The sequence below is a fragment of the Plantibacter sp. PA-3-X8 genome (genome assembly GCF_003856975.1).
Lineage (GTDB): Bacteria > Actinomycetota > Actinomycetes > Actinomycetales > Microbacteriaceae > Plantibacter > Plantibacter auratus.
The window spans coordinates 1,461,073-1,486,739 of the sequence record NZ_CP033107.1 but is presented as its reverse complement, the minus strand read 5'-3'; the positions used below and the strand labels follow the sequence as shown (position 1 = coordinate 1,486,739).

The following is a 25,667-nucleotide window of genomic DNA, read 5'->3' as shown; positions in this document are numbered from 1 at the left end:
GGCGGACGCGAGGATCGCGGGACCGGGCGTGCCGGCCCCGCGATCGCGGCTAGTCGACGAGGACGTCGTTCTTGACGCGGTCCTGCATCTTCGTGATGGCGTCGTCGACGTCCGACTCGCCGACCATGATGAGGTCGTGCTCCTCGTCGAGGATCGAGCTGACGTCGGAGGAGTACTCGCTCACCGGCATCTCGAGGACGACGTCCTTCGGCTCCTGGAACGCCTTGACCGAGAGGTCGTCGGTCGGGAGGGCCGTGAACGCCGCGGTGACGTCGTCGGACTGGTACGCGGGGACGACACCGATCGCCGCGATGGCCTTCGCACCGGCCTCGCTCGCGGCGAACTCGAGGAAGGTCTTCGCGGCGGCCTGGTGCGTGGAGTTCTTGTTGACGGCGAACGCGGTCGGCGAGCCGAACGTCACCGTCTCCTCACCGGACTCGAGCTGCGGCATCTGCGCGACACCCCAGTCGACGTCGGTCGCGCCCGTCTCGATCGACTGCGCGATGCCCGCGATGTACCAGGTGCCCATCGGCATCATCGCGGCCTTGCCGGTCTCGAACATCGTGCGGTAGCTGATCTGCTGGGTCTTCGCCGTGCCGTAGTCGAGCGCGTAGCCCTTGTCCTGCAGGTCGAGGGTGAGGTCGTACTGGTCCTGCATGAAGCCGTAGTCGCCGCTGATGAGGTCGCCACCGGTCTGGGCTGCGGCGATCGACTGGACGACGGAGCGCCAATAGTGGTTGTACGTGCCGTAGACCTTGGAGTCGCCGTCGCCCGAGGTGAGCTTCGCCGCGATGTCCGCGTACTCGTCCCAGGTGAGGTTGTCGGGGTGCTCGATGCCGGCCGCGTCGAAGATGGCCTTGTTGTAGTACAGCAGCCAGAAGTCCTGGCGGTACGGCGCCGCGTAGTAGGTGTCGTCGAGGGCGAACGGCTCGATCCCGGCGAGCTTGTCCGCGCCGATGTCGTCGACGACGTCGCCCACGTCGACGAGCTGGCCACGGTTCGCGTAGCGCGCGTAATCGGTCACGTTCTTCATGGTGAGGACGTCGGTCTTGTCGCCGCCCGCGAGCATCGTCGTGACCTTGTCGGAGTAGTCGTCGGCGAGGATGTCGACGGGCTCGATCGTGATGTCGGGGTGCTCGGCCTCGAAGGCGTCGAAGAGCGCCTTGAACTCGGGCGTCTGGTCGTAGTTCCAGACCGAGACGCTGAGCGTGACGGGGCCGTCCTCGTCCTGCTGGGCGGAGCCGGCACCTGAGCAGCCGGTGAGGGCGAGGCCGGCTGCTGCGGCGATCGCGGAGATGGTCAGGATGGGTCGCTTCATTGCGGATGCTCCTCGGTGAGTAGTGGTGCTGTCGGTGGTGATGGCGGTGCTGGTGGGACGGGGATGCTGCGGGGTGGAGCGGTCGGTGGGCGTCAGTGCGACGCGGGCAGGTCGAGCGACGTCGTCGCGCCGTCCGGCCAGGTGATGGTGCGGGCGGTGGACCCGGCGACGCCCGCCATCGCCGGGGCGACGACGCCCGGCTGCGTGGCGCCATCCAGGAGGAGCGCGAACGCGTGCCAGTGGTCCGGGCGGACGGGACCGTCGGTCTCGCACCACGGCGTGCCCGAACGGGGTCCGAGCGGGGTGGCGTCGTCGCGGTCCCGGACGCCCGACCGGAGCGCGCCGGTCGGAAGCGGGTCGTGCTCGCTCGGGAGCGCGACGACGACCGAACGCACGCCGTCGGCGACGGCGACCGCCGAGGTCTGGTCGGTGGCGACGGTCAGGTCACGACCACTGACAGTCCACCCGCCGACACGGAGCGCGCCGAGCGGGACCTCGTCGCCGGTGTCCGGGACGACGCGGACGAACCGCACCTCCCAGGGCCCGCGAACGGCCGAGCAGAGGTCGATCCGCGCGCCCGTCCGGGTCCGGTCCGCGGCGTGGCCGTGGCCGTGGTCCGGGCCATCGGCATCGGCGTCGATCCAGCGGGCGGGACCGGAGGACGTCGCCCAACCGGTGGACGATCCGTCGGAGGTCGGCAGGGTCGTCAGCCCACCTCGGGTGAACCCGGAACGGTGACTCGGGACACCCTCGGCGTCCAGGAGCACGACCGACCCGTCGAACGGGTCGCGGGCATCGGCGGAGAGCCCCGGCGCGGTCGCCGTCGAATACCCGAGGCGTGCGTACAGCGGGGCGTCGCGTTGGGCGACGCCGTCGTTCGCGTGGTCCGTCCCGTGGTTGACGACGCGGACGATGCCGTCGGCGGTCGTCCCGCTGACGATCCAGCCCGGGGCGACGATGGTGCGGAGGACGTCGCCCCGCTCGATCGGCAGTGGTTCCTCGGTGGCCGTCCACACCGGGTGGTCGGCCGGGAGCGCGAGCCCGAGCATGCCCTTCGACGCCCAGTAGGGCGAACCTGGGCCGGAGTAGGACTGTGCGAGCTGCCGCCACTCGTGGTGCCAGCCGAGCGTCAGGATCCCGCGGTCGTCGGGGGCGCCAGCGGCGTCGAAGTGCGACACGACTCCACTGGCCGCTCGACGGATGAGTCCCGGCGAGAGCGCGGTGGACCCGGCCATGGCACCGGCCCAGAACGGTGCGGCGGCGGCGAAGCGGTAGATGAGACTCCGCCCCTGGACGAGCGGCGAACCGTTCGCGCCGACGAGTGCGACGGCGTCCTCCAGGTAGCGGTCGAGGTGGGCGTCGTAGCGGTCGAGGCGTGCCTGATGCGGGTGGCCCGGCGCGAGCATCGTGCGCCACAGCACCGGATAGAGGTGGAGCGCCCACCCGGTGTAGTGGTCGTAGGCGCGCGTGCCGCCGTCGGCGAACCAACCGTCCTCGCGGAAGAAACCGTCCGCGATCGCGAGGTCCTCCTCGAGGTCCGCTTCCGAGAACGGGCCACCGACCGTGCGCAGGAACTCCTCGACGACGATGCGGAACCACACCCAGTTGATGGGCGGGTACGGCTGGCCGATGACGGATGCGAGCCAGTCGATCGTCGTGCGCTTGGTCCGGTCGTCGAGACGGTCCCAGAGTTCGGCACGGGTGAGGTGGAGTCCGATCGCGATGGCTGCGGCCTCGACCTTGGCCTGGTCGACCTCGTCCGGCCGCGGCCACCGCTCCGGGGAGTCCGGGTCGGTGCCCGTCGCGAGGCCGGCGGCGTAGCGCTCGACGAGGTCGCCCGTCCGTGCGGGATCACCGGCGATGCGGAAGGCGGCGAGCATGAACGTCCGCGCGAACCCCTCCAGGCCGTCGATGTCGGAGCCGTAGCCGCCTGGCGCACCCGGGAACAGGATGCGGGCACGACCGGGCGAGGTGAAGGGTTCGGCACCGCCGAGCAGCCGGTCCGCGAGGTCCTCCCAGTGCCTGCGCGTCCAGCCGGTCGACGGTGACAGGGTGCGGTCCAGGGCGAGTGTGTCCGACGCCGGGGCGGTCAGGAGCACGACCATCAGGCGCTCACCCCCAGGTCTGCGACCCGGACGGCTTCGCGTGGGTGCTCGCCGTTGAGGAACCGCTCGAGGTCGTCGAGCGCCGCGTCCGTCATGCGCAGCGTCTCCCGGCCGAGGGAGCCCGCGATGTGCGGGGTGATCGAGACGTTCGGGAGGTCGAGCAGCGGCGAGTGCACGGGCAGCGGTTCCGGGTCGGTGACGTCGAGGATCGCGTCGAGGCGTCCGCTCGCGCACTCCGCCGCGAGGGCGTCGGTGTCGAGCAGGCTCCCGCGGGCCGTGTTGATCACCGTGGCGCCGTCCGGGAGCGCCGCGAGCTGGGCAGCCCCGATCATGCGCTTCGTCTCCGGGAGCTCCGGAGCGTGCAGCGAGAGCACGTCGACGTTCGGCAGGAGCTCGTCGAGCGGGACGAGGCGGGCTCCCGCCGCGGCGACGGCCGTGGCGTCGGCGTAGGGGTCGGCGACGAGCACCTCGACCGCGTCGAGCTGCTGGAGCAGGGCGACGACGCGACGGCCGATGCGCGAGAAGCCGACGACGCCGACCCGGCGTCCGAGGTTGGACAGGTTCGTGGTCTCGAGCAGGGTGCGCCACTCGCGACGGTGTGCCCGCGGGTCGCGGGCGAAGACCTGTGCCCGCTTGCCGGCGAGCACGATCGAGGCGAAGGTGAACTCGGCGACCGGGATGGCGTTCGCCTCGGCGGCCGTGGTGACGACGATGCCGCGCTCCCAGACCGCGTCGGTCACGAGCGAGCGGACCGTGCCGGCGCAGTGGAAGACCGCGCGCAGCCGGGGCATGCGGTCGAGCCGCTCCGCCGTGAGCGGCGGGGTGCCCCACGAGGTGATGAGCACTTCGACCTCCGCGAGCTGTGCGGCGAGCGCCGGGTCGTCGAGGTCGCCGGTGGTCTCGTCGTCGCGGACCTCGCACAGCGCGTGGAGCCGGGCCAGACGGGCCTCGTCGAAGAGCGTCGAGAACACGTCGGGCCACATGGCGACCAGGGCTGCGGGGCGCGCGGCGTTCGACATCTGGTGCTCTCCTTCGAGTGGGCCGCGGTTGCATGCGGTTGTCAGGTAGTGAATACTCCAATCCGATCGGAGTCAAAACAGTCGATCACAAACAAACAAGCTCGATCGAAGATGATCATGGAGACGTCGTGCATCCACCCTCGCAGACCGCACCCGCCACACCCGCCACCGATGAGCGACGTCGGTCGCACGGCCCGTTGGTGACGGCGTGGTCACAGCGCCCGGCGACCGCACTCCGGTCCATCGTGCCGGACGGCGACTGGAGCTCGATCGACCGACGGCTGCTCGACTCCTTCATCGCCCAGGCGACGCGCGAGTCCGCGACCGCCGACCGCGCGGCGACGCCCTGGCCCCAGCCGCTCTTCTCGAAATACAGCGCCTATCCGCTGATCGGGGAGCGCCTCTCCTACGAGACGGCGGTCGGTGACCGACTCGCACGCCTCTCCCGCGCCGTGATCCTCGCCGCCGCGTCCGCCGCCGGTGTCGCGGTGGCCGCACCGCACGACCCGCTCGCCGAGGTCGCCGACGGCCTGTGGCTCCTCGCGGAGCAGACGACCTGGTGCTGGGCGGCCCACGACGACGCGTTCCGTCGATTCGGGACGGTCACGCCGTCGCTCGACGAACCGTTCCTCGACCTCGGCGCCGGTGAGGCGGTCGCGGCCGTCGCCTGGGCGATCGCCGTCCTCGGCGACGAGCTCGACGAGCGCTACCCGGGCCTCACCGACCGGCTGCGAGCCGAGGCCGAGCACCGGGTGTTCCAGCCGTTCCTGGACCGCGACGACTGGCACTGGCTCGGCCTCGACGTCGACCCTGACGGCGAGCCGGTCGTCCTCCACAACTGGAACCCCTGGATCCTCGGCAACACGATCGCCGCGGCAGCGGTGCTCTGCAGCCCCGACCGAGCCGAGCTCGTCATCGACCGAGCGGTCGACGGCATCGACCGCTACCTGGCGGGCCTCCCCCGGGACGGCGCGATCGACGAGGGCTGGGAGTACTGGTGGAACGGAGCGGCTCGCGCCCTCGAGGCGGTCGAGACCCTCGATCGTCTCGCCGGAGGTCGCCTCGCGCTCGACGGCCTCGACCTGCTGCCCGAGTCACTCCGCTTCCCACTGCGGATGCAGCTGTCCGCCGACTGGTACGTGAACGTCGCGGATGCCCGAGCACGCGGTGACCGCACGCTCCCGTACGATCTCCTGCATCGCTGGGGACGGCGACTCGAGCTGCCGGACGTCGTCGCGTACGCCACGGCGCATCGCGATCCCGACGCACCCGTCGCCACGGACCGGGCCGGACTCGGACGTCTCGTCCGCGTCTGCCTCGATCGTGAGTGGGCGGTCGCGGACGCCCGGAGCGCGACGCTGCCGCTGCCGGCTTCGGTCGACCTGCCGTCGATCGGCATGAGTCTCGCCCGTGAGCACGACGGGCGATCCGACGGACTCGCGGTCAGCCTCAAGGGCGGCCACAACGACGAGAACCACAACCACAACGACCTGGGGAGCGTGATCGTCGCACTCGACGGCGTCCCCGCGGTCATCGATCCCGGGCGGCCCACCTACGACGCGCGGACCTTCGGCCCGCACCGCTACGACATCTGGTGTATGCGCAGCGACTGGCACAGCGTCCCGGCACCGCGCGGTCTGTTGCAGCAGCATGGACCGGAGTTCGCGGCGCGCGATCGCCGGGGCGGAGACCATGGCGCACAGGCGAGCTGGTCGATGGACCTCGCCGCGGCCTACGGACTGGCGGAGCACGAACACTGGCGCCGGACCGCGACGCTCGACCGCACGGCGTCACGGGTCGTGATCGAGGACGTCTGGACGCTCGACGACCCGGCGGGCACGGCCATCACCCTCATGCTGTGGGGCGACGTGACCGAGGTCGATCAGGCGACCCTCCGCCTCCACCGGCCGGTCGCCGGCGTCCGGGACGTGATGCTCCAGCACGACGCGGATGAGGTCACGATGGAGATCGTCCGACTCGACGACGCGATGATGCGGTCGTCCTGGGGCGAGACGATCACCCGCGTGCGGCTGCTGCCACGTCCCGATGCGGATCGTCTGCTCGTCACCGTGGAGGCCGCACGATGAGCGACGACGACGTCTCCGGCGACCGGGGACCGACGGGCGGCACGGGACCCTCACAGGTCTTCGGCATCGAGCGCCGCGAACGGATCATGGACGAGGTCCGACGCAACGGTTCCGTCGTCGTCCGCGAACTCGCCGTCATCCTCGGCGTCACGGAACTGACGATCCGACGCGACATCACCGCGCTCGCCGACCTCGGGCTCGTCACGCGGGTCCACGGTGGCGCGACCGCCCGGAGCTCCCTCGACCAGACGGTCGCGCGATCGGCCGACGCCGCCGGCCCCGCCAGGTACCGCATCGGCATGGTCGTGCCGTCGCTCAGCTACTACTGGCCACAGATCGTCAACGGTGCCCGCGCCACGGCCGCCCTCAGCCGCTCGCAGCTCGTGCTCCGCGGCTCGTCCTACGACCCGGCCGACCAGCGCCGGCAGATGGCCGCGCTCGTGGAGACGGGTGGGATCCACGGGCTCATCGCCGCACCCGACACCGCGGGCCAGGACGGGTACGCCCTCCTCGCCTGGCTCGATGCGCTGCCGATCCCGGTCGTGCTGGCCGAGCGTCGCGCGCCGTCCTCGCTCGCGCTGCGGTCGCTCGAGTGGGTCACGACGGACCACGAGTTCGGCGCGGTGCTCGCCGTCCGCCACCTGTACGAGCAGGGGCACCGCCGCATCGGCATCGCCGCGGCACGGCACTCCCCCACCTCCGACCACCTGCGGCGCGGCTGGGCCAGGGCGTCCGCGGACCTCGGGCTGGACACGGGACTGACGGTGAACGCCGAGATCGACGACGTCGAGAACGGCGCCAGGGACGCCCGGCTGGGTGCGCTCGTCGACGAATGCCTCGCCACGGGGACCACCGCGCTGTTCGTGCACGCCGATCCGCAGGCGATCCTGCTCGAGCACCACTGCCTCGACCGCGGCGTGCGGATCCCCGAGGACCTCGCGATCGTCGCCTACGACGACGAGGTCGCGGAGAACGGCGAGCCGCCCATCACCGCGCTGCGCCCACCGAAGCAGCACATTGGTCGGATGGCCGTCGAGACGATGGTCGCCCGCCTGTCCGAGGGCCGCCGACGCCCGACGCAGCGCACCCAGGTCCTCCCCGAGCTGCAGGTCCGCGCCTCCTCCCTGACCACCCCGCCCGCCTGAGTCGCCCGGATCTGCGCGAAATCGACGGTATTTCGCGCAGATCCGGGCGACTCAGCGGACCTGTGGAGAACGTGGACGGGGAACCACTCGGTGCAGGCACAGTGAAGGGATGCCCCTTGAGCCTCCGGACGGACCGTTCCTCGTCGGCGACGCGCTCCGCAGCGGGATGACACCCGGCGAACTCCGCAGTCGTCGACTCGAGAAGCCGGGTCACGGCATCCGGTCCACCCGCCCGGTGGAGACGGTCGAGGATCACTGTCGTGCGTTCCTCCACCGCCTGTCCGAGCAGGTCTTCGTCTGTGGTCCGACCGCTGCGCTCCTCCTCGGCCTGCCGCTCCCGTGCCGGCTCTCCACCCCGGAACGCCTCGACCTCGCCGTGGCCGCGCCGGCCCGCGCTCCACACGCCGCCGGGATCGCCGGCCGGTCGGTCACGATCGATGACGAGGACGACGTGATCGTCCAGGGCGGCATCCGGCTGACGAGTCCGGTTCGAACGTGGCTGGACCTTGCCGCGACGCTCCCGCTCGCCGATCTCGTCGCAACAGGCGACCATCTGCTTCGGACGAGTACCGCAGGCCTGGCCGAGTTGGAGGAGGCTGCAGCCCGCTATCCGAGCCGGCGCGGCCGTGGAGCCATCGCCGCCGCACTCCCGCTGCTCGATCACCGCGCGGAATCACCGCCCGAGTCCATCGTCCGCGTCGCGCTGGTGCGCGGCGGCGTCACCGGCTTCGAACCGAACCAGGAGATCCGGGCGGCGAACGGCTCGTTCCTCGCACGCGCCGACCTCTGTCACCGTGCAGCGCGGATCGTCATCGAGTACCAGGGCGACTACCACCGGGTCGAGGTCGACCGGTGGCGCAAGGACCGCGCTCGCTCCAACCGCCTGCGGGCCGCGGGTTGGACGGTCATCGAGCTGACGGCCGACGATCTCCGCGACCTCCGCGCCGTCGTCGCCTCGGTGCGCGCCGCCCTCGCCGGCCGCTGAGTCGCCCGAATCTGCGCGAAAGCGGGCGAATTTCGTGCAGATCCGGGCGACTCAGCGGGCCATCCGCACGCCGCCGAGGACGCGGGCGCTCGTGCGCGCGAGCGTGCGACGCGACAGCAGCCGGGTCGCGAGCGCGGTGAGGTGGTTGCTGCGGCCGGACACGACACTGGGGCCACCGTCAGCCCGGTCGAGCGCGCGGAACGCGGTATCCATGACCTGCGCGCTCGTCTGCTTGCGTCCGACGGCAGCGTCTTCGCTCCCGACGACGTCGAAGAATTCGGTCTTGGTCGGCCCGGGGCTCACGGCGAGCACCCGCAGCCCGGTGCCACGGGCCTCTGCCCAGAGCGCCTCGGTGAAGCTCAGCACGAACGCCTTCGTCGCGCCGTACACAGCCATGCCCGGCGTCGGCTGGTAGGCAGCGGTGCTCGCGACCGTCACCAGGGCGCCGGAGCCCTCGAGCAGCTGCGGCATGAATGCACGCGTGAGCCCGACGAGCGTCCCGACGTTGAGTTGGATCTCTCCCGTCATGCGCTCCGCGTCCGCCTGGTCGAAGGCACCGTGGCTGCCGAACCCGGCGTTGTTGACGAGCGAGGTGATCCGGATGCCGCGGCGATCCAGCTCCTCGTGGAGTGACTCGGCGGCACCCGCGACGCCGAGGTCGGCCGGCACGACCGTGACCTCGACACCCGAGGCGGACCGGAGTTCGGCCGCCAGCGCCTCGAGGCGATCCGCGCGCCTGGCGACGAGCACCAGGTTCGACCCGCGGTTCGCGAACCGTCTGGCGAACTCGACGCCGAGGCCGGAGCTCGCGCCCGTGATGAGTGCGGTGCCACCGCGGAGATCGAGTGTCATGGGGGAATCCTTCAGCTGGCGGTGCACGAATGTTGTCAGTGACATCATTGCCGTGTTCGCTCGTGTTGTCAATGTCAACATGGCGGTAGGCTCGTCTCGTGCCAGCTCAGCCCTATCACCACGGAGACCTCCGCCGGACCCTCCTCGAGGCCGCCGCAGCCAGTCTCGAGACGGACGGCGTCGACGAGCTGTCGCTGCGCCGACTGGCCCGTGACGCCGGCGTCAGCCACGCGGCACCGAGCCGCCATTTCCGCGACAAGCAGGCCCTCCTCGACGCGCTCGCCGAAGACGGTTTCCGTCGCCTCTCCGCGTCGCTCGAGCGGGCGACCGGAGCCGAGGTCACCTCGTCGTCAGGGGCCCGTGAACAGGTCGACGCACTGGCCCGAGCGTATGTCGGCTTCGCGCTCGCTCAGCCGACGCTCCTCTCGCTCATGTTCGGCCTCAAGCACGCGCCCGATGCCCGGGAGGAGCTGCTCGCCGCCGGTCACGCCTCGATGGAGATCGTCGTCCGGGTCGTCACCACCGGGCAGGAGATCCGCGCGATCACCGCCGGCGATCCGCACCACATCGCGCTCGTCGCCTTCGCGACCTTCCACGGCATCGCCGTACTCGCCTCTGGCGGCCTGCTTGACGGCGTCCCGGCCGACGACCTCGTGACGAGCGCCGTCGACCTCTTCTGGCGGGGCCTCACTCCCGAGGCTTGAATCGCCCGGATCTGCACGAAAACGGGCTGATTTCGTGCAGATCCGGGCGACTCAGCGGGTCAGGAGCTCAGCCGACGCCGTTCAGGACCGAGGAGGCGAAGGACGCGGCGCGGACGCTGAGCGTCGCGATGCGCTCCTGGCGGGCCGCCTCCGCGTCGAAACCGACGTAGGCGAGCGGCGGCAGCTTCCGCACGTTGGCCGAGCACTGGAAGTCGGCGCAGACGAGTGTGCCGACGGTGTCGCCGTTCTTGCCTGCCTGACCGGCGCGCTTCGCGCTGTAGAACACGACGTCGTTGCTGAGCGTGATGTCCTGGCACCACGCGCACTGCGGTCTCGTGCGGGGCGTCGCGTCGGCCTGCCGGAGCAGGATGCCGACGGGCTCGCCGTCGACGATCGCGACCACGTACGCGCGTCGCGGCAGCTTCCTGTCGCGCCACCCGAGGAAGTCACGCGCCTCGAAGTCGAGCGTGTCGAGGTCGGCAGGAAGGCTCACGTCACTGACCTCCTTGCGAGATGCGTTGACGAAGGAGGCTCGGATCTGGGATTCGTTCAGGGGGATCATGGGTTCACCGGTTTCGGCTGGGCCGTCGTGGAGACGGCGGAGAGACCCTCCGCGCGTCGGTGCGCTGCGGTGGGTGCGTCAGGGTGCGCGGCCCCGTCGTCGTCGCTCGGACGAGCGCGATGGACGAGGCCGACGTCCTCACCGGGTGGGTGAGGTGGTCGACCGGGTGCGCTGCTCTCTCGGGCCGGCGTTGCGGACGCCGACGACCTCCAGACGCCCGACACGGGGCGGAGCGATGAGCATGGACACACAGGCACTGTATCAAGCGATGGCGCGCTCGCTCCCCTGGTCCGCCCGTTCAGGCTCCCGGCGCGGCAGGATGGACGCATGACCCTCGACGTCGCCCTCCTCCGCACCGCGTTCCCCTCCCTCGCCTCGGGCATCGCCCACTTCGACGGCCCCGGCGGCACCCAGACGCCGCTCGCCGTCGGCCAGGCCATCCTCGACACCCTCACCGGGCCGCTCTCGAACCGAGGGACCTCGGTCGCCTCCGAACGACGGGCTGACGACGCGGTCGTCGCCTTCCGCGCTGCGATGGCGGACCTCCTCGCCGCCGACCCGAGCGGCATCGTCTACGGTCGCAGCGCGACCCAGCTCACCTACGACTTCGCGAAGCACCTGTCCCGCGGCTGGACGGCGGGCGACGAGGTGGTGGTGTCCCGACTGGACCACGACGCGAACGTCCGCCCGTGGGTCCAGGCCGCGGAACGCGCCGGCGCGACGGTGCGCTGGATCGAGCTCGATGCCACGACCGGCGAGCTCGACCTCGAGTCGCTGGACGCGACCCTCGGCGAGCGCACCCGGCTCGTCGCCGTGACCGCAGCGTCGAACCTCCTCGGCACCATCCCGCCGGTGCGGACGATCGCCGACCGGGCGCACGCGGTCGGCGCGCTCGTCTGGGTCGACGGCGTCCACTACACGGCCCACCACGTCGTCGACGTCGAGGCCCTCGGCGCCGACTTCTTCGTCTGCTCGCCGTACAAGTTCTTCGGGCCGCACTGCGGTGTCCTCGCCGCGTCGCCGGCGCTGCTCGAGTCGATCCACCCCGACAAGCTGCTGCCGTCGACGAACGTGGTGCCCGAGCGCTTCGAGTTCGGCACGCTGCCCTACGAGCTCATGGCTGGCGTGACGGCGGCCATTGGCGTGCTCGCGTCGATCGACCCCGGTGAGGCCACGACGCGACGTGACCGTCTCGTCGCCTCAGCCGCAGCCGTCCACCAGCGGGAACTCGCGCTGCGCACCCGTATCGAGGACGAGCTCGCCGACCTCGGCCCGCTCGTCGAGCTGCACTCGCAAGCCGCCGAGCGCACGGCGACGCTGTTCATGACGTTCCCGGGCAGGCGTTCCGCCGACGCGGCCGCGTTCCTCGCCGCTCGCGACGTCCTCGCACCGGCTGGCTCGTTCTACGCGGTCGAGCCGTTCGCGGCGCTGGGCCTCGAGGACGTCGGCGGCCTCCGCGTCGGCGTCGCCCCGTACACCTCGGACGAGGACGTCGACCGCCTGCTCGATGGCATCAGGGCTTTCCTCGCGGGCTGACCGGCTCGCGGGCTGAACGGCTCGCCGGTTGAACGGCTCGCCGTTTGGACGGTTGGCGAGCCGGCCCGGCGACAGCGCCCTCAGGATCGCTTGCCGCTCTCGCGTCGCAGCACGACGAACCCGGCGACCATGACGACCGCACCGAGGACGAGGGTGATGATCCGGAAGAATCCGAAGTCGTCGACACCGAAGATCAGGGGTCCGGCGAAGAGGAACGTGGCGCCGACGAAGTACCAGACGGAGGTCGTCCCGCCGTTCATCGATGTGGGTGGCGGCGTCGACTCGGGCTCCGCCGCGGCGGGACCGTCCTGGGGCACCTCGTCCCCGTGTGGTGCAGGTTCGGGCTGCGTCGATCCGGTCATCATTCGCTCCGATCCGCGTCGCGCTCGGTGGTGTCCACGACGTCGAGCCCCACGCTACGCAGCCCTCGAGCGCCGCGAATCCCCCAGGTGACGGAGATCAGGCCTCGCTGGCGAACATCCGGCCGTCGGGGTCGAGCTTCGTCAGGAGGGCTGCGGAGATCTCGCCGAGCTGCTCGATCTGGGCCGGCGTCAGTGCGTCGAGGACCAGGGACCGCACGTGCTCGACGTGGCCCGGCGCGGCCTGGACGACCTTGTCCCAGCCCGCATCGGTGAGCGTCACGTTCGTCGCCCGTCGATCCTCCGGGCACGGTGTCCGTGCCACGAAGCCCGCCTCCTCCAAGCGCGTCAGCACCCGCGACAAACGAGGCAGCGTCGCGTTCGTCCGGGCCGCGAGCGCCGAGGTGCGCAACGTGCGGCCCGGGGTCTCAGACAGCATCGCGAGCGTGAAGTAGTCGAAGTGCGTCAGGTGCTCGTCCCGCGTGAGCTGGAGGTCGAGCGCGGCCGGCAGGAGCTCGAGCACCGCGGCGAAGCGCACCCAGGAGCGTTGCTCGTCGCCGCTCAGCCATCGTGTCTCGGTCATACCTCCAGCGTAGCAATAGTTGCGCCTACAACTAACCGGTGTTACGTTAGTTGTACCAACAACCAATTGACCCGTGACCAGGCGGCCACGAGAAGGAGCATCGTCATGACGAACGTCACCATCTTCGGAACCGGCAACATGGGCAGCGCCATCGCCGGCGTCCTCGCAGCAGGCGGCGCCTCCGTCGACCACCTCGGATCGGCCGAGACCGGTACGATCACCGGCGACGTCGTCGTCCTCGCGGTCCCCTACCCGGCCCTCGCGACGATCGTCGAGCAGTACGCCGACCAGCTCGCGGGCAAGGTCGTCGTCGACATCACCAACCCACTCGACTTCTCGACCTTCGACGGCCTCACCGTCCCCGCCGGCAGCTCGGCTGCAGCGGAACTGCAGGCGAAGCTCCCGACCTCCCACGTCCTCAAGGCCTTCAACACGAACTTCGCCGCTACCCTCGCCGCGAAGCAGGTCGGCGACGTGGCCACCACGGTCCTCATCGCCGGGGACGACGCCGACGCCAAGGCCGCACTCCAGCAGCTCGTGACCGCCGGTGGCCTCGAGGCCGTCGACGCCGGGTCCCTGAAGCGCGCCCACGAACTCGAGGCGATCGGCTTCCTGCAGCTCACGCTGGCGGCGTCGGAGAAGATCTCCTGGACCGCGGGGTTCGCGCTCGTCAAGTAGTCGTCGGATCGTGATCCGGGAGGAACGATCCTCCCGGATCACGACGGACTGGAGGACGATGGGCGCATGACCTTCCGCGCCCTCGTCCCCGGCCAGCGTTCCAGCGTCCTGCTCGGCGGGCCGCACGATGACGCGCCCGTCCTCCTCTTCGAGACCGACGAACTCCTCATCGAAGCGCCGAACTGGTCCCTCGACGGCCGGACGCTGTACCTCAACGGCAACGGGCGACTCTGGGCGCTCACGATCGACGACCCGACCGCGGGGCTCACGCCGATCGACTTCCACGGCCTCCCCGAGCTCAACAACGACCACGTCCTCGACCCCGACGGCGAACACATACTCCTCTCGGCGATGGACGGTCACATCTACCGCGGTGCCCTCACCGGCGGACCGGTCACGAAGCTCACCGCCGACGACGACCGGTGGCACTTCCTCCACGGCGTCTCACCCGACGGCACGCGGATCGCGTACGTCGAACTCGAAGGCTTCGAGCACCCCGGTCGGCTCGCGATCGCTCCGGCGGTCGAAGGTGGCGGTCCCGTCACCGTCCTCGACACGGGCGACGGCCACCTCGACGGCCCGGAGTGGTCGCCCGACGGCCGGTGGCTGCTCTGCAACACGGAACACTTCGGCACGGCCCCGGGCCATGCCCAGCTCGCGCGGATCCCGGACGGCGGCGGCGAGCTCGAGCAGCTCGTCGTGAGCGACACCATCGACTGGTTCCCGCACCTCTCCCCCGATGCTCGACTGGCCTCGTACATCGCCTTCCCCGCCGGCACGATCGGACACCCCGCCGACCTCGACGTCGAGGTCCGGCTCGTCTCGACCGACGACTGGGCGACCCCGCTCCGCCGCTACCCGTTGTTCGGCGGCCAGGGCACGCTCAACGTGAACAGCTGGGCCCCCGACAGCTCACGGTTCGCCTTCGTCGCCTACCCGATCACGAGCTGAATCGCCCGATTCTGCGCGGTTTCGGCGAAGAATCGCACCGATCCGGGCAACTCAGGGGGCTCGTCGATAGGGTCGGACCGTGACCGATGCCAGCAGCGCCCACTCCCAGACGCTCTCGCGCGGCATCCGGATCCTCGAGGTCCTCGCCGACGCGCGCACTCCGCTTACGATCGACACCCTGAGCGCGACGCTCGGCCTGCACCGCAGCGTCACTTACCGGCTGCTGCGCACGCTCGAAGACCACCGCCTGGTCGTCCGCGACGGTGCCGGACGGATCGCGCTCGGATCGCGCCTGGCAGCCCTCGCCGCCAGCGTCTCGCACGACCTGCAGGCCGCCGCCCTGCCCGAGCTGACGGCGATCGCGAACGAGCTCGGCATGACCTGCTTCCTCACCGTGCTGGACGGCGACGAGATCGTCACCCTCGTCAGCGTCGAGCCACGGCACACGATGGGGTCGATCGCGCAGCGGCCAGGCACCCGGCACCCGGTCGGCGTCGGCGCTCCCGGCAAGGCGATCGCGTCCCGTCTGTCGGAAGCGCAGTGGCCGGACGCCCTCGACGACGATCACCGCGCCGAGCTGGCCGTGGTCCGCGAACAGGGCTGGGCGTCGAGCCACGACGAGGTCATCACCGGTCTCCGCGCCGTCGCGGTCCCACTCTCGGCGCACGGCTCGCCAGCAGCCGCCCTCGCGGTCGTCTACGTCTCGAGCAGCCGCCCCGAGACCGAGATCGCGGCCCGCCTCATCGAGGGCGCCGCGACCATCGTGTCGTCAGTCTGACCGCGGCTACCTCCGCGCGCCGTAGACCTGACCACGGCTCTGCTCGTCCTCCGCCTCGCCACCGAGCGGGATACCCGTGCGGTCGCGCAGGAGGAGGGTCGCCGCGAAGGCGATGACGATCATGCCGGCGATGTAGAACGCGACGCTCGTCGACGACCCCGTGACCTGCACCAGCCAGGTCGCGATCGTCGGCGCGAACGCTCCGCCGAGGATGGCGCCGATCGCGTAGGTGACCGACACACCCGTGTACCGGATCGACGCCGGGAACAGCTCGGCGAAGTACGCCGCCTGCGGCCCGTAGGTGAAGCCGTTGCCGATCGTGAACAGCGCGAGCCCGAGGAACAACAACCACGGGTTGCCGGTGTTCACGAGCGGGAAGAGCACGAAGACGGTGGCCAGGAACGCGACCCAGCCGATGATGTAGGTGTTGCGTCGGCCGATCCGGTCGGACAGCGAACCCGCGAACCAGGTGACGATCAGCCAGACGATGGCCGACCCGGTCACCGCGAGCAGCACCGGCGTCCGCTCCATGCCGACCAGGCCACCGTCGGCGAGCGGCGTCGTCGCGTAGTTCTGGATGTAGCCGCCCGTGGTCATGTAGCCGGCGGCGTTGTTGCCGGCGAAGGTGAGCGCCGCGAGCAGCACGAGCAGCCAGTGGTGACGGAAGAGCTCGATGATCGGGACCCGGCGACGCTCCTTGTTGCGGGCGAGCGCGACGAAGACGGGGCTCTCATCGACCTTCCGGCGCACGACGTAGCCGACGATGATCAGGACGAAGCTCAGCAGGAACGGGATCCGCCAGCCCCACTCGAGGAACGCGGCGCCGGGCGAGATCACGCCCGTCATGAGCGCGAGCATGCCGGAGGCGAGGAGCAGTCCGATCGGGACGCCGATCTGCGGGAACGCACCGAACCGGCCGCGGCGGCCGGTGGGGGCGTGCTCGACGGCCATGAGGACGGCGCCGCCCCACTCCCCGCCGGTCGACAGCCCCTGCAGGATGCGGAGGAACACGAGCAGGGCGGGGGCGATGATCCCGATCTGGTCGTACGTCGGCAGCAGACCGATGAGCGTCGTGGCAGCTCCCATGAGGAAGAGCGTGATGACGAGCATCTTCTTCCGGCCGATGCGGTCGCCGAAGTGCCCGGCGACGAACGCGCCGAGCGGCCGGAACAGGAAGCTGACGCCGACCGTCGCGAACGACAGCAACAGCGCGGCCTGCGGCCCTGCCGGCTGGAAGAAGAGCTGAGAGAAGACGAGACCGGCGGCGCTCGCATAGAGGAAGAAGTCGTACCACTCGACCGTGGTGCCGATGACGGTGGCGAAGGCCACGCGCCGGAGTTCCGCGGGCGTCGTCGCTCGCGCCAGTGATGCGGTTGTCATTGTCTCGAGACCCCTTTGTCCGTCGCGGCCCGTCATTGGACCGCCAGAATGTACACCACATCGTATACAATCGTGGGCACCGCGCAAGAGGCAGTCGATGACGACGCACCGTATCGTGATCGCAGGCCGCAGTCGACGCAGATGAGGACGGGACGCGATGCAGGATCACGAACGACAGGCGATCGCCGACGAGCTGGCGGCGGCGCACGAGGGCCGGAGCGTCATCCCCCTCCTCACCGCCCGGCACCCGGACATGACCGTCGAGGACTCCTACGCCGTGCAGGCGCTGTGGGCCGAACGCCGCATCGCCGCCGGTCGGCGCGTCGTCGGCCACAAGATCGGCCTCACCTCGAAGGCGATGCAGCAGGCCACCGGGATCACCGAACCCGACTACGGCGTCATCCTCGACGACCAGGTCTTCGACTCGGGCGCGACGCTCGACTTCGACGCCTACTCCAACGTCCGCGTGGAGGTCGAGCTGGCCTTCGTCCTCGGTCGCCCGTTGCAGGGACCGCACTGCACGATCTTCGAGGTGCTCGACGCGACCGACCACATCGTCCCGGCGCTCGAGGTCCTCAACTCCCACATCGAACTCGACGGTCGCACGATCGTCGACACCATCGCCGACAACGCGGCACTCGGTGCCATGGTGCTCGGCGGAACGCCCGTCCGCCCCGACGCGATCGATCCGCGATGGGTCTCGGCCCTGCTGTACCGCAACCAGACCATCGAGGAGTCGGGCGTCGCCGGCGCCGTCCTCGGGCACCCGGCACTCGGCGTCGCGTGGCTCGCCGGCAAGCTCGCCCAGCACGGCGGGAGTCTCGCCGCCGGGGAGATCATCCTGTCGGGATCGTTCACGAGACCGATGTGGGTCGAACGGGGCGACACCGTCCACGCCGAATACCAGGGACTGGGAGCCGTGACATGCCGATTCGAATGACCCTGCCGCCGACCTTCGGCGAGCGCCTGCGCACCGCGGATCGCCCCCTCATCGGCATGTGGGTGGTGTCGGGGAGCCCGATCGCGGCGGAGATCGCTGCGGGCAGCGGGCTCGACCTGCTCCTCATCGACGGCGAGCACTCGGCGAACACCCTGGAGAGCATCCAGCTGCAACTGCAGGTGGTGGCCGCCTTCCCGGTGTGTCCGCTGGTGCGGGTGCCGTTCGGCGACGCGGTCGTCATCAAGCAGGTGCTCGACCTCGGGGCGCAGAACCTCATCGTGCCCATGGTGTCGTCGGCCGAGCAGGCGGTGGCGCTCGTGCAGGCCGTGCGGTACCCGCCGCAGGGCGTCCGCGGGGTCGGCAGCGCGCTCGCGAGGTCCTCCCGCTGGAACCGGGTCGACGACTACCTCGCGCAGGCGAACGATTCGGTGTCGCTCACGGTGCAGATCGAGTCGGCGGAGGCCGTCGAGCAGGCGGACGAGATCCTCGCGGTCGACGGCGTGGACGCGGTGTTCGTCGGTCCGGCCGACCTCTCGGCGTCGCTCGGACTGCTCGGCCAGCAGGGGCACCCCACCGTGGTCAGCGCTGTCGAGCGGGTGCTCGATGCCGCCGCCGCCGCCGGGAAGCCGGCCGGCGTGAACGCCTTCGACCCCGTCATGGCCGAGCACTACCTCGACCGCGGGGCGTCCTTCGTCCTCGTCGGTGCGGATGTGTCGCTCCTCGCCCGCGCATCCGAGCAGTTGGCGGAGCGCTTCATCGACGGCCGGAGCGACGCGACCCGCAGCGACGGGTACTGACCCTTTCCGACCGCGTCCGGATCGTATACGATTCTGGATACCGACAACGAGGACGTGTGATGAGTAGCCACCAGGGCATCGAAGGCCTCCCGAACAGCGGGGGCGGCAAGATCATCGCCGTCCACCTCAACTACCCGTCGCGAGCGGCCCAGCGCGGCCGCACGCCGGAGCACCCCTCGTACTTCCTCAAGCCGTGGTCCTCCGTCTCAGGCACGGGCGGCACTATCGAGCGTCCGGCCGGCGCGGAACTGCTCGCCTTCGAGGGCGAGATCGCGATCATCATCGGTACCGCGGCCCGCCGCGTCCGCGTCGAGGACGCCTGGCAGCACGTCTCGGGCGTCACCGCGGCGAACGACTTCGGGCTCTACGACTTCCGCAGTGCCGACAAGGGGTCGAACCTGCGCTCGAAGGGCGGCGACGGCTACACGCCCCTCGGCCCGTCCGTCATCCCCGCCGAGCAGATCGATCCGGCCGCCCTCCGCGTGCGCACCTGGGTCAACGGCGTCGTCGTCCAAGACGACACGAGCGACACGCTGCTCTTCCCCTTCGCCCAGCTCATCGCCGACCTCTCGCAGCTCGCGACGCTCGAGCCCGGCGACGTCATCCTCACCGGCACACCCGCCGGCTCCTCCGTCGTCGTGCCCGGCGACGTCGTCGAGGTCGAGGTCGACGCACCGACCGCACCCGGCACCCCGACGAGCGGTCGACTCGTGACGACGGTCGTCGAGGGCACCGAACCCTTCGGCGGGTTCGGCGCGAAGCCGGCCGTCGACGACCATCAGCGCATCGAGGCCTGGGGGGACGCTGCGGCGGCGGGTCTGCCCTCCGACAAGCTCAGGGACCGGGACGGTCTCGGTGATCGGGTCGCCGAACCGCTCGACCCCGTGGTCGCCGAGCAGCTCGCCTCGGTCACGACGGCGACGCTCAGCGCCAAGCTCCGGGCCCGCGGGTACACCGAGGTCTTCATCGAGGGCGTCCACGCATCGCGACCGGGCACGCGCATGGTCGGCGTGGCCCGCACCCTCCGCTTCGTCGCCTACCGGCCCGACCTCTTCGCCGAGCGTGGGAACGGCTTCAACGCGCAGAAGCGCATCTTCGACACCGTCGAGGCCGGCGAGGTCATCGTGATCGAGGCGCGCGGCGAGCGCGGCACGGGCACCGTCGGCGACGTCCTCGCACTTCGGGCGCAGCAACGGGGAGCGGCCGGGGTCGTCACCGACGGCGGGATCCGCGACGCCGAGCAGGTCGCGGCGTTCGACCTGCCGACCTTCTCGCAGGGTCCGCACCCGTCCGTCCTCGGGCGCCGTCATGTGCCATGGGAGACCGACGTCGCGATCACCTGCGGCGGGGCGACCGTCCTGCCGGGCGACGTGATCGTCGGGGACGGTGACGGCGTCATCGCGATCCCCCGGGCGCTCGCCGCCGAGGTCGCCGCGGAGGCGGTCGTGCAGGAGGCGGAGGACGCCTGGATCGCCGAGCAGGTCCGTGGTGGTGCCGCCGTCGACGGCCTCTTCCCGCTGAACGCCGAGTGGCGGGCGCGATACGAGAGCGAGCAGGGACGATGAGCGGACCACACCCGACGACCGGGCAGGAAGCGTCGCTCAGCAAGTCCGAGCGCGCCTACCGGTTCATCCGCGAGGCCATCGACGAGGGGCGCTTCGTCCCCGGGTACCGGCTGGTGCTCGGACAGATCGCCGGTGAGCTCGACATCAGCGTGGTCCCGGTGCGCGAGGCGATCCGCCGGCTGGAGGCCGAGGGGCTCGTGACGTTCGAGCGCAACGTCGGCGCGCAGGTCGCGATGCTGCACGAGACCGAGTACCTCTTCACGATGCAGACGCTCGCCCTCGTCGAGGGCGCAGCGACCTCGATGAGTGCCGCTTACCTCACCGACGACCATCTGGCCCGCGCTCGAGAGATCAACGAGCGGATGCGCCGCACGCTCGACGACTTCGACCCGCACGCGTTCACGGCGCTGAACCTGGAGTTCCACACCGTCCTCTTCGAGGAGTGCCCGAACCCGCACGTCCTCGACCTCGTCCATCGCGGCTGGCGGCGGCTGACCGCACTCCGCGATTCGACGTTCAGCTTTGTGCCCGGCCGCGCGCGGGAGTCGGTCGCCGAGCATGACGGCATCCTCGAACTCATCGCCGCCGGCGCGCAGCCGCTTGAGATCGAGATTGCCGCCCGTGACCACCGCACCGCGACGCTCGACGCCATGCTCGCGTACCAGGCGGAGCACCAGCCGCCCACGACGGCCCGCCCGCCGTCGTCACCGCCGTCCACCACCGACCGGAGGAACCATCCATGACCCAGCACGTTCCGGCAGCGTTGCCCGACCGTATCCGGCACTTCATCGACGGCGCGTTCGTCGACTCGGTCGACGGCGACACCTTCGACGTCCTCGACCCCGTGTCGAACGAGACCTACGTCCAGGCCGCCGCCGGCAAGCAGGCGGACGTCGACCTCGCCGTCGCCGCCGCCAAGCGCGCTTTCGACGAGGGTCCGTGGCCGCGGCTCCTCCCCCGCGAGCGCAGCCGGATCCTGCACCGGGTCGCCGACGCCGTCGAAGCGCAGGACGCCCGCCTCGCGGAGCTGGAGAGCTTCGACACCGGCCTGCCGATCACGCAGGCGCTCGGTCAGGCGAAGCGCGCCGCCGAGAATTTCCGGTTCTTCGCCGACCTGATCGTCGCCCAGCACGACGACACCTACAAGGTGCCCGGCCGGCAGGTGAACTACGTCAACCGCAAGCCCATCGGCGTCGCGGGGCTCATCACGCCGTGGAACACGCCGTTCATGCTCGAGAGCTGGAAGCTCGCTCCGGCCCTCGCGACCGGCAACACGGTCGTCCTCAAGCCGGCGGAGTTCACCCCGCTCTCGGCGAGCCTGTGGGCGGACATCTTCCGCGACGCGGGCGTGCCCGACGGCGTGTTCAACCTCGTGAACGGGCTCGGTGAGGACGCCGGCGACGCGCTCGTGAAGCACCCGGACGTGCCGCTCATCTCGTTCACCGGCGAGAGCAGCACCGGTCAGCTCATCTTCGCGAACGCCGCGCCGTTCCTGAAGGGGCTCTCGATGGAGCTCGGCGGCAAGTCACCGGCCGTCGTGTTCGCCGACGCCGACCTCGACGACGCCCTCGACGCGACGGTGTTCGGGGTGTTCTCGTTGAACGGTGAGCGCTGCACCGCCGGCAGCCGCATCCTCGTCGAGCGGAGTGTCTACGACGACTTCGTCGAGCGCTACGCCGAGCGTGCCCGCAACATCGTCGTCGGGCACCCGAACGACCCGGCCACCGAGGTCGGCGCGCTCGTGCACCCGGAGCACTACGAGAAGGTCATGGGCTACGTCGAGATCGGCAAGACCGAGGGCCGCCTCGTCGCCGGCGGCGGTCGCCCCGAGGGGTTCCCGACCGGCAACTACGTCGCGCCGACGGTCTTCGCCGACGTCCCGCCGACCGCCCGCATCTTCCAGGAGGAGATCTTCGGGCCGGTCGTCGCAATCACCCCCTTCGACTCCGATGAGGAGGCACTCGCGCTCGCGAACGACACGAAGTACGGGCTCGCCGCCTACATCTGGACGAACGACCTCAAGCGCGCACACAGCTTCTCCCAGAACGTGCAGGCCGGGATGGTGTGGCTGAACTCGAACAACGTGCGCGACCTCCGCACCCCGTTCGGCGGGGTGAAGGCCTCGGGGCTCGGGCACGAGGGCGGCTACCGCTCGATCGACTTCTACACCGACCAGCAGGCGGTGCACATCACGCTGAACCAGGCGCACTCCCCACGCTTCGGGACCGGCGGGCCGCTGCAGGCCGCGCACTGACCGCTCCCGGTCGACCTCCACCCAGCAACCGAGATCAGCAAGGACGCAGATCATGTCGAACCCCATCACCCCGTCGTCGGCCGAGCCCGTCGTGACCGCCACCGACCCGATCCCTGTGCCGGTGAACCGCATCCCGACGCCCGCCGCTACCCCGCCGGACATCCTCCGCTGCGCGTACATGGAGATCGTCGTCACGGATCTCGCCGCGAGCCGGAAGTTCTACGTCGACGTCCTCGACCTCGTGGTCACGGAGGAGGACGAGACGACCGTCTACCTGCGGAGCTTCGAGGAGTTCATCCACCACAACCTCGTGCTGCGGCAGGGGCCGGTGGCGGCGGTCGCGGCGTTCAGCTACCGGGTGCGGAGTCCTGAGGACCTCGACCGCGCGGTCGCCTTCTACACGGAGCTCGGGTGCCGGGTGGAGCGTCGGGCCGAGGGGTATGTGAAGGGCATCGGCGACTCGGTGCGCGTCGAGGATCCGCTCGGGTTCCCCTACGAGTTCTTCTACGACGTGGAGCACGTCGAGCGGTTGGCGTGGCGCTACGACCTGTACACGCCGGGCGCGCTCGTGCGGCTCGACCACTTCAACCAAGTGACGCCCGACGTGCCGCGGGCGGTCGCGTACATGGAGGACCTCGGGTTCCGCGTGACGGAGGACATCCAGGACGAGGCCGGGACGACGTACGCGGCCTGGATGCGCCGGAAGCCGACGGTGCACGACACCGCGATGACGGGTGGCGACGGACCGCGCATGCACCACGTGGCGTTCGCGACGCACGAGAAGCACAACATCATCGCGATCTGCGACAAGCTCGGCGCGCTGCGGATGTCGGACGTCATCGAGCGCGGCCCCGGCCGGCACGGGGTCTCGAACGCGTTCTACCTGTACATCCGCGACCCCGACGGCCACCGGATCGAGATCTACACCCAGGACTACTACACGGGCGACCCCGACAACCCGGTGGTCACGTGGGACGTGCACGACAACCAGCGTCGCGACTGGTGGGGCAACGCCGTCGTGCCGAGTTGGTACACCGACGCATCGCTCGTCCTCGACCTCGACGGCGAGCCGAAGCCGGTCGTCTCTCGAACCGACGATTCCGAACTCGAGGTCACCATCGGTGCCGACGGCTTCTCCTACACCCGCAAGGGCGACGAAGCGCAGGGCTTCAAGCTCGGCAACACGCTCTAGGCCTCGGTTCGTTCGCCCATCTCTGGGCGACGCAGTGTTCGCTGGCCCAAACATGGGCGAACGAACCCTCTCCGGGGACACACGTCCGTGAGAAGGCACGGTCGGTTAGGGTCAGCTCCATGAACGCGGACGACGCTTGTGACTTCTGCACGAACATCACTGAGGGCACGTTCGACGTGGTCGCTCGGGGAACCGGTGTCATCGCTGTCCTCGACCGCCACCCGATCAATCGTGGCCATGTGCTCGTCCTGCCGACACGCCACGCGCCAGACCTCACGGCACTCCATCCCACGGAGATCAGCGAGATGGTTGTCGTCGCGCAGCGCGCGGATCGAGCGATCCGAAACGTCTTCGGAAACGCTGTCGAAGGGACGAATCTGCTGATGTCGAACGGCGCGGCTGCGGACCAGGGCGTCCCCCATGCCCACCTCCACGTCATTCCGCGTGCCACCGGTGACGGCTATGAGTTCCGTGAGGACGCGAGCCGTTATCCACTCGTCCCGCTGGACGCAGCTGAGCGCGCCGCCCTGAGCTCGGAACTCGACTCAACGAACTGATGCACTGAGTTGAGTCGAACGGTCGCACGCTCGCCGCTCATGCGACGATCTGCCTCACTTCGCGGGCTCGATGCTCTGCCACTTCCCTATGCTGGCTGGATGATGAGCCCGGTCGGCTACACCTCGTTCACCGGATCCGCACCCGACGGCGTGTGGGGTGAGGTCACGCAGCTGTTCGTCGCGGCGTTCACCGCCGAGCCGTACAACGAGGACGCGATCGACCTCGCGACCATCCGGCAGTGGGGCCCGGAGCATCTCGGGCACCGCGGCGGACGCCTCGTCATCGCCACGGTCGACGGCCGGGTCGTGGGCTTCGCGCTCGCCCACGGCCTCGATGCCGACCCGGCCTGGCTCGGCATCCTGGCGCAACTGGCCGACTCCAGCAGTACGGCATCGGCTGCGCTCGCGCGGCCGGAGGACGCCGTCGTGGTCCACGAACTCGCCGTCGCGGAGGATCAGCGCGGACGTGGGGTCGCCCGCGGCTGCCTGGCCGCGCTGCTGCAGGACCGGACGGAGACACAGACCTTCATCGGCGTCTACGAGCGCGCGAGCGACGCGGCAGCGATGTACCGCAGCTGGGGACTCAGCGAGCTCGGCCATGTACCGATGCCCGGCGACGCGATCGCCCTCCGCGTCCTGACCGCACCCACAATCGAGCTGGTCTCGCGCCTCCGATCCGCCACCACGGATTCGGCACGGAGGACCCGGCGGACGCTCTGGCTCAGCCCCTGGGAGTGGGGCTGTTGCGGCGGGCCGCTGGAAACCGGCCAACGGGTGACCCTCTCCGTCTGGCCCGTCGACGACGGACAGCGGACCTGGCTGATTGAGGCGATCGGTGCGGACCTCACGGCGCAGATCGACGGTGTCGAGATGCACCACGAGGAGAGTCCCGCGCCGGAGCGCCTGACGGGCAGGCTGGCGAAGCTGTCGAGGGTGTCGATCCCCTCGCGCCTCATCCACACCAAGCGACCACCGCTGCCGCCCGGAGTCTCTTCCACCCCGGCTCGCTTCTTCGGCTCGCCGGACAGCCCGATGATCGCGGCGATGCGACCCTCCGCGTACGTCACCCAACACGAGACCGTCCCCGGACCGCCCGTCGTCGAGGAGACACCGCGGATCCCACTCACGCGCGGGATCGATCACCCCGACGCCCAGGCAGGGGCAGAGGCAGCGGCGGCCGCGGCACGCGCAGCGGCGCAGGCATCAGAGGCTGCCGCTCGAGCGGCGCAGACGACGGACCCGCCACCACCGGGCGAGGTCGAGCCCCGGCTGGTCGGCTATCTCGTCGAGCTCGACCTGGACGCCGACTGAGCCGGACCG

24 protein-coding genes are annotated in these 25,667 nt (G+C 70.5%); 16 read left to right on the top strand and 8 right to left on the bottom strand.

The window, feature by feature from the left end; translation table 11 throughout:
* Window positions 1–49: 49 nt before the first annotated feature.
* From EAO79_RS07155 to EAO79_RS07145, 3 genes are all read right to left on the bottom strand, one after another.
* Complete coding sequence (locus EAO79_RS07155; protein WP_124768539.1) at window positions 50–1,318, bottom strand: ABC transporter substrate-binding protein; 1,269 nt, start codon at window positions 1,316–1,318, stop codon at window positions 50–52.
* A 92-nt stretch (window positions 1,319–1,410) separates the two neighbouring features.
* Window positions 1,411–3,423, bottom strand: coding sequence for a DUF2264 domain-containing protein (locus EAO79_RS07150; RefSeq protein WP_124768538.1), 2,013 nt, complete (start codon window positions 3,421–3,423; stop codon window positions 1,411–1,413).
* Window positions 3,423–4,442: a hydroxyacid dehydrogenase gene (locus tag EAO79_RS07145; protein WP_206428303.1), complete on the bottom strand. Its 1,020-nt coding sequence runs from the start codon at window positions 4,440–4,442 to the stop codon at window positions 3,423–3,425. Before EAO79_RS07145 ends, EAO79_RS07150 begins: the two co-directional genes overlap by 1 nt.
* A gap of 128 nt (window positions 4,443–4,570) precedes the next feature.
* Here EAO79_RS07145 and EAO79_RS07140 point away from each other — a divergent pair, with 128 nt between their 5' ends.
* The 3 genes from EAO79_RS07140 (at window position 4,571) to EAO79_RS07130 (ending at window position 8,659) form a co-directional block, all read left to right on the top strand.
* On the top strand, window positions 4,571–6,529 hold the full coding sequence (locus EAO79_RS07140; RefSeq protein WP_124768537.1) for a heparinase II/III family protein: 1,959 nt from the start codon (window positions 4,571–4,573) through the stop codon (window positions 6,527–6,529).
* Window positions 6,526–7,674: a substrate-binding domain-containing protein gene (locus EAO79_RS07135; RefSeq protein WP_124768536.1), complete on the top strand. Its 1,149-nt coding sequence runs from the start codon at window positions 6,526–6,528 to the stop codon at window positions 7,672–7,674. The genes EAO79_RS07140 and EAO79_RS07135 overlap by 4 nt, the downstream gene beginning before the upstream one ends.
* Before the next feature lie 109 nt (window positions 7,675–7,783).
* A complete protein-coding gene (locus EAO79_RS07130) occupies window positions 7,784–8,659 on the top strand; it encodes an endonuclease domain-containing protein (protein WP_124768535.1) in 876 nt (291 codons plus the stop codon).
* Window positions 8,660–8,710: 51 nt separating this feature from the next.
* Here the strand turns inward: EAO79_RS07130 and EAO79_RS07125 are convergent, their stop codons facing one another.
* Window positions 8,711–9,511, bottom strand: a complete 801-nt coding sequence (locus EAO79_RS07125) for an SDR family oxidoreductase (RefSeq protein ID WP_124768534.1) — start codon at window positions 9,509–9,511, stop codon at window positions 8,711–8,713.
* 98 nt (window positions 9,512–9,609) lie between these two features.
* Between EAO79_RS07125 and EAO79_RS07120 the strand changes: the two genes are divergently transcribed.
* Window positions 9,610–10,215 carry a TetR/AcrR family transcriptional regulator gene (locus EAO79_RS07120; RefSeq protein WP_124768533.1) on the top strand — a complete coding sequence of 202 codons (606 nt, stop codon included), beginning with the start codon at window positions 9,610–9,612 and terminating at the stop codon, window positions 10,213–10,215.
* 67 nt (window positions 10,216–10,282) lie between these two features.
* Here EAO79_RS07120 and EAO79_RS07115 read toward each other — a convergent pair whose 3' ends face one another.
* A complete protein-coding gene (locus EAO79_RS07115; protein ID WP_124768532.1) occupies window positions 10,283–10,777 on the bottom strand; it encodes an FBP domain-containing protein in 495 nt (164 codons plus the stop codon).
* Window positions 10,778–11,104: 327 nt separating this feature from the next.
* On the opposite strand from EAO79_RS07115, the gene EAO79_RS07110 reads away from it, so the two are divergent.
* Window positions 11,105–12,313, top strand: coding sequence for a cysteine desulfurase-like protein (locus EAO79_RS07110; protein WP_124768531.1), 1,209 nt, complete (start codon window positions 11,105–11,107; stop codon window positions 12,311–12,313).
* Window positions 12,314–12,393: 80 nt separating this feature from the next.
* On the opposite strand, the gene EAO79_RS07105 is transcribed toward EAO79_RS07110, so the two are convergent.
* Together EAO79_RS07105 and EAO79_RS07100 are read right to left on the bottom strand one after the other, a co-directional pair.
* On the bottom strand, window positions 12,394–12,675 hold the full coding sequence (locus EAO79_RS07105; RefSeq protein WP_124768530.1) for a hypothetical protein: 282 nt from the start codon (window positions 12,673–12,675) through the stop codon (window positions 12,394–12,396).
* 97 nt (window positions 12,676–12,772) lie between these two features.
* The gene (locus tag EAO79_RS07100) at window positions 12,773–13,255 is read right to left on the bottom strand and encodes a MarR family winged helix-turn-helix transcriptional regulator (protein ID WP_079704896.1); all 483 of its coding nucleotides are present in this window, start codon (window positions 13,253–13,255) and stop codon (window positions 12,773–12,775) included.
* A 105-nt stretch (window positions 13,256–13,360) separates the two neighbouring features.
* Here EAO79_RS07100 and EAO79_RS07095 point away from each other — a divergent pair, with 105 nt between their 5' ends.
* From EAO79_RS07095 to EAO79_RS07085, 3 genes are all read left to right on the top strand, one after another.
* Window positions 13,361–13,933, top strand: coding sequence for an NADPH-dependent F420 reductase (locus EAO79_RS07095; protein ID WP_124768529.1), 573 nt, complete (start codon window positions 13,361–13,363; stop codon window positions 13,931–13,933).
* A gap of 66 nt (window positions 13,934–13,999) precedes the next feature.
* A complete protein-coding gene (locus EAO79_RS07090; RefSeq protein ID WP_124768528.1) occupies window positions 14,000–14,884 on the top strand; it encodes a PD40 domain-containing protein in 885 nt (294 codons plus the stop codon).
* 79 nt (window positions 14,885–14,963) lie between these two features.
* Window positions 14,964–15,662: an IclR family transcriptional regulator gene (locus EAO79_RS07085; protein ID WP_124768527.1), complete on the top strand. Its 699-nt coding sequence runs from the start codon at window positions 14,964–14,966 to the stop codon at window positions 15,660–15,662.
* A 6-nt stretch (window positions 15,663–15,668) separates the two neighbouring features.
* On the opposite strand, the gene EAO79_RS07080 is transcribed toward EAO79_RS07085, so the two are convergent.
* Window positions 15,669–17,042, bottom strand: a complete 1,374-nt coding sequence (locus tag EAO79_RS07080) for an MFS transporter (protein WP_124768526.1) — start codon at window positions 17,040–17,042, stop codon at window positions 15,669–15,671.
* A 157-nt stretch (window positions 17,043–17,199) separates the two neighbouring features.
* On the opposite strand from EAO79_RS07080, the gene EAO79_RS07075 reads away from it, so the two are divergent.
* From EAO79_RS07075 to EAO79_RS07040, 8 genes are all read left to right on the top strand, one after another.
* Window positions 17,200–17,982 carry a 2-keto-4-pentenoate hydratase gene (locus EAO79_RS07075; protein WP_124768525.1) on the top strand — a complete coding sequence of 261 codons (783 nt, stop codon included), beginning with the start codon at window positions 17,200–17,202 and terminating at the stop codon, window positions 17,980–17,982.
* Window positions 17,967–18,779 carry an HpcH/HpaI aldolase/citrate lyase family protein gene (locus EAO79_RS07070; protein WP_124768524.1) on the top strand — a complete coding sequence of 271 codons (813 nt, stop codon included), beginning with the start codon at window positions 17,967–17,969 and terminating at the stop codon, window positions 18,777–18,779. Before EAO79_RS07075 ends, EAO79_RS07070 begins: the two co-directional genes overlap by 16 nt.
* A 59-nt stretch (window positions 18,780–18,838) precedes the next feature.
* On the top strand, window positions 18,839–20,344 hold the full coding sequence (locus EAO79_RS07065; RefSeq protein WP_124768523.1) for a fumarylacetoacetate hydrolase family protein: 1,506 nt from the start codon (window positions 18,839–18,841) through the stop codon (window positions 20,342–20,344).
* Window positions 20,341–21,087, top strand: a complete 747-nt coding sequence (locus EAO79_RS07060) for a GntR family transcriptional regulator (protein WP_124768522.1) — start codon at window positions 20,341–20,343, stop codon at window positions 21,085–21,087. Before EAO79_RS07065 ends, EAO79_RS07060 begins: the two co-directional genes overlap by 4 nt.
* Window positions 21,084–22,598: a 5-carboxymethyl-2-hydroxymuconate semialdehyde dehydrogenase gene (gene hpaE / locus EAO79_RS07055; RefSeq protein WP_124768521.1), complete on the top strand. Its 1,515-nt coding sequence runs from the start codon at window positions 21,084–21,086 to the stop codon at window positions 22,596–22,598. The genes EAO79_RS07060 and hpaE overlap by 4 nt, the downstream gene beginning before the upstream one ends.
* 52 nt (window positions 22,599–22,650) lie before the next feature.
* Complete coding sequence (gene hpaD / locus EAO79_RS07050) at window positions 22,651–23,790, top strand: 3,4-dihydroxyphenylacetate 2,3-dioxygenase (RefSeq protein WP_124768520.1); 1,140 nt, start codon at window positions 22,651–22,653, stop codon at window positions 23,788–23,790.
* Between the two features lie 119 nt (window positions 23,791–23,909).
* Window positions 23,910–24,347, top strand: coding sequence for an HIT family protein (locus EAO79_RS07045; protein ID WP_124768519.1), 438 nt, complete (start codon window positions 23,910–23,912; stop codon window positions 24,345–24,347).
* A 99-nt stretch (window positions 24,348–24,446) separates the two neighbouring features.
* On the top strand, window positions 24,447–25,658 hold the full coding sequence (locus EAO79_RS07040; protein ID WP_164486914.1) for a GNAT family N-acetyltransferase: 1,212 nt from the start codon (window positions 24,447–24,449) through the stop codon (window positions 25,656–25,658).
* Window positions 25,659–25,667: the final 9 nt, after the last annotated feature.

What these genes read in the sequence shown, in the direction of transcription:
- EAO79_RS07155 (WP_124768539.1), bottom strand. Translation starts at nt 1,318, where the DNA reads ATGAAGCGACCCATCCTGACCATCTCCGCGATCGCCGCAGCAGCCGGC.
- EAO79_RS07150 (WP_124768538.1), bottom strand. Translation starts at nt 3,423, where the DNA reads ATGGTCGTGCTCCTGACCGCCCCGGCGTCGGACACACTCGCCCTGGAC.
- EAO79_RS07145 (WP_206428303.1), bottom strand. Translation starts at nt 4,442, where the DNA reads ATGTCGAACGCCGCGCGCCCCGCAGCCCTGGTCGCCATGTGGCCCGAC.
- EAO79_RS07135 (WP_124768536.1), top strand. Translation starts at nt 6,526, where the DNA reads ATGAGCGACGACGACGTCTCCGGCGACCGGGGACCGACGGGCGGCACG.
- EAO79_RS07130 (WP_124768535.1), top strand. Translation starts at nt 7,784, where the DNA reads ATGCCCCTTGAGCCTCCGGACGGACCGTTCCTCGTCGGCGACGCGCTC.
- EAO79_RS07125 (WP_124768534.1), bottom strand. Translation starts at nt 9,511, where the DNA reads ATGACACTCGATCTCCGCGGTGGCACCGCACTCATCACGGGCGCGAGC.
- EAO79_RS07115 (WP_124768532.1), bottom strand. Translation starts at nt 10,777, where the DNA reads ATGATCCCCCTGAACGAATCCCAGATCCGAGCCTCCTTCGTCAACGCA.
- EAO79_RS07110 (WP_124768531.1), top strand. Translation starts at nt 11,105, where the DNA reads ATGACCCTCGACGTCGCCCTCCTCCGCACCGCGTTCCCCTCCCTCGCC.
- EAO79_RS07105 (WP_124768530.1), bottom strand. Translation starts at nt 12,675, where the DNA reads ATGACCGGATCGACGCAGCCCGAACCTGCACCACACGGGGACGAGGTG.
- EAO79_RS07100 (WP_079704896.1), bottom strand. Translation starts at nt 13,255, where the DNA reads ATGACCGAGACACGATGGCTGAGCGGCGACGAGCAACGCTCCTGGGTG.
- EAO79_RS07095 (WP_124768529.1), top strand. Translation starts at nt 13,361, where the DNA reads ATGACGAACGTCACCATCTTCGGAACCGGCAACATGGGCAGCGCCATC.
- EAO79_RS07090 (WP_124768528.1), top strand. Translation starts at nt 14,000, where the DNA reads ATGACCTTCCGCGCCCTCGTCCCCGGCCAGCGTTCCAGCGTCCTGCTC.
- EAO79_RS07080 (WP_124768526.1), bottom strand. Translation starts at nt 17,042, where the DNA reads ATGACAACCGCATCACTGGCGCGAGCGACGACGCCCGCGGAACTCCGG.
- EAO79_RS07075 (WP_124768525.1), top strand. Translation starts at nt 17,200, where the DNA reads ATGCAGGATCACGAACGACAGGCGATCGCCGACGAGCTGGCGGCGGCG.
- EAO79_RS07070 (WP_124768524.1), top strand. Translation starts at nt 17,967, where the DNA reads ATGCCGATTCGAATGACCCTGCCGCCGACCTTCGGCGAGCGCCTGCGC.
- EAO79_RS07065 (WP_124768523.1), top strand. Translation starts at nt 18,839, where the DNA reads ATGAGTAGCCACCAGGGCATCGAAGGCCTCCCGAACAGCGGGGGCGGC.
- EAO79_RS07060 (WP_124768522.1), top strand. Translation starts at nt 20,341, where the DNA reads ATGAGCGGACCACACCCGACGACCGGGCAGGAAGCGTCGCTCAGCAAG.
- hpaE (WP_124768521.1), top strand. Translation starts at nt 21,084, where the DNA reads ATGACCCAGCACGTTCCGGCAGCGTTGCCCGACCGTATCCGGCACTTC.
- hpaD (WP_124768520.1), top strand. Translation starts at nt 22,651, where the DNA reads ATGTCGAACCCCATCACCCCGTCGTCGGCCGAGCCCGTCGTGACCGCC.
- EAO79_RS07045 (WP_124768519.1), top strand. Translation starts at nt 23,910, where the DNA reads ATGAACGCGGACGACGCTTGTGACTTCTGCACGAACATCACTGAGGGC.
- EAO79_RS07040 (WP_164486914.1), top strand. Translation starts at nt 24,447, where the DNA reads ATGATGAGCCCGGTCGGCTACACCTCGTTCACCGGATCCGCACCCGAC.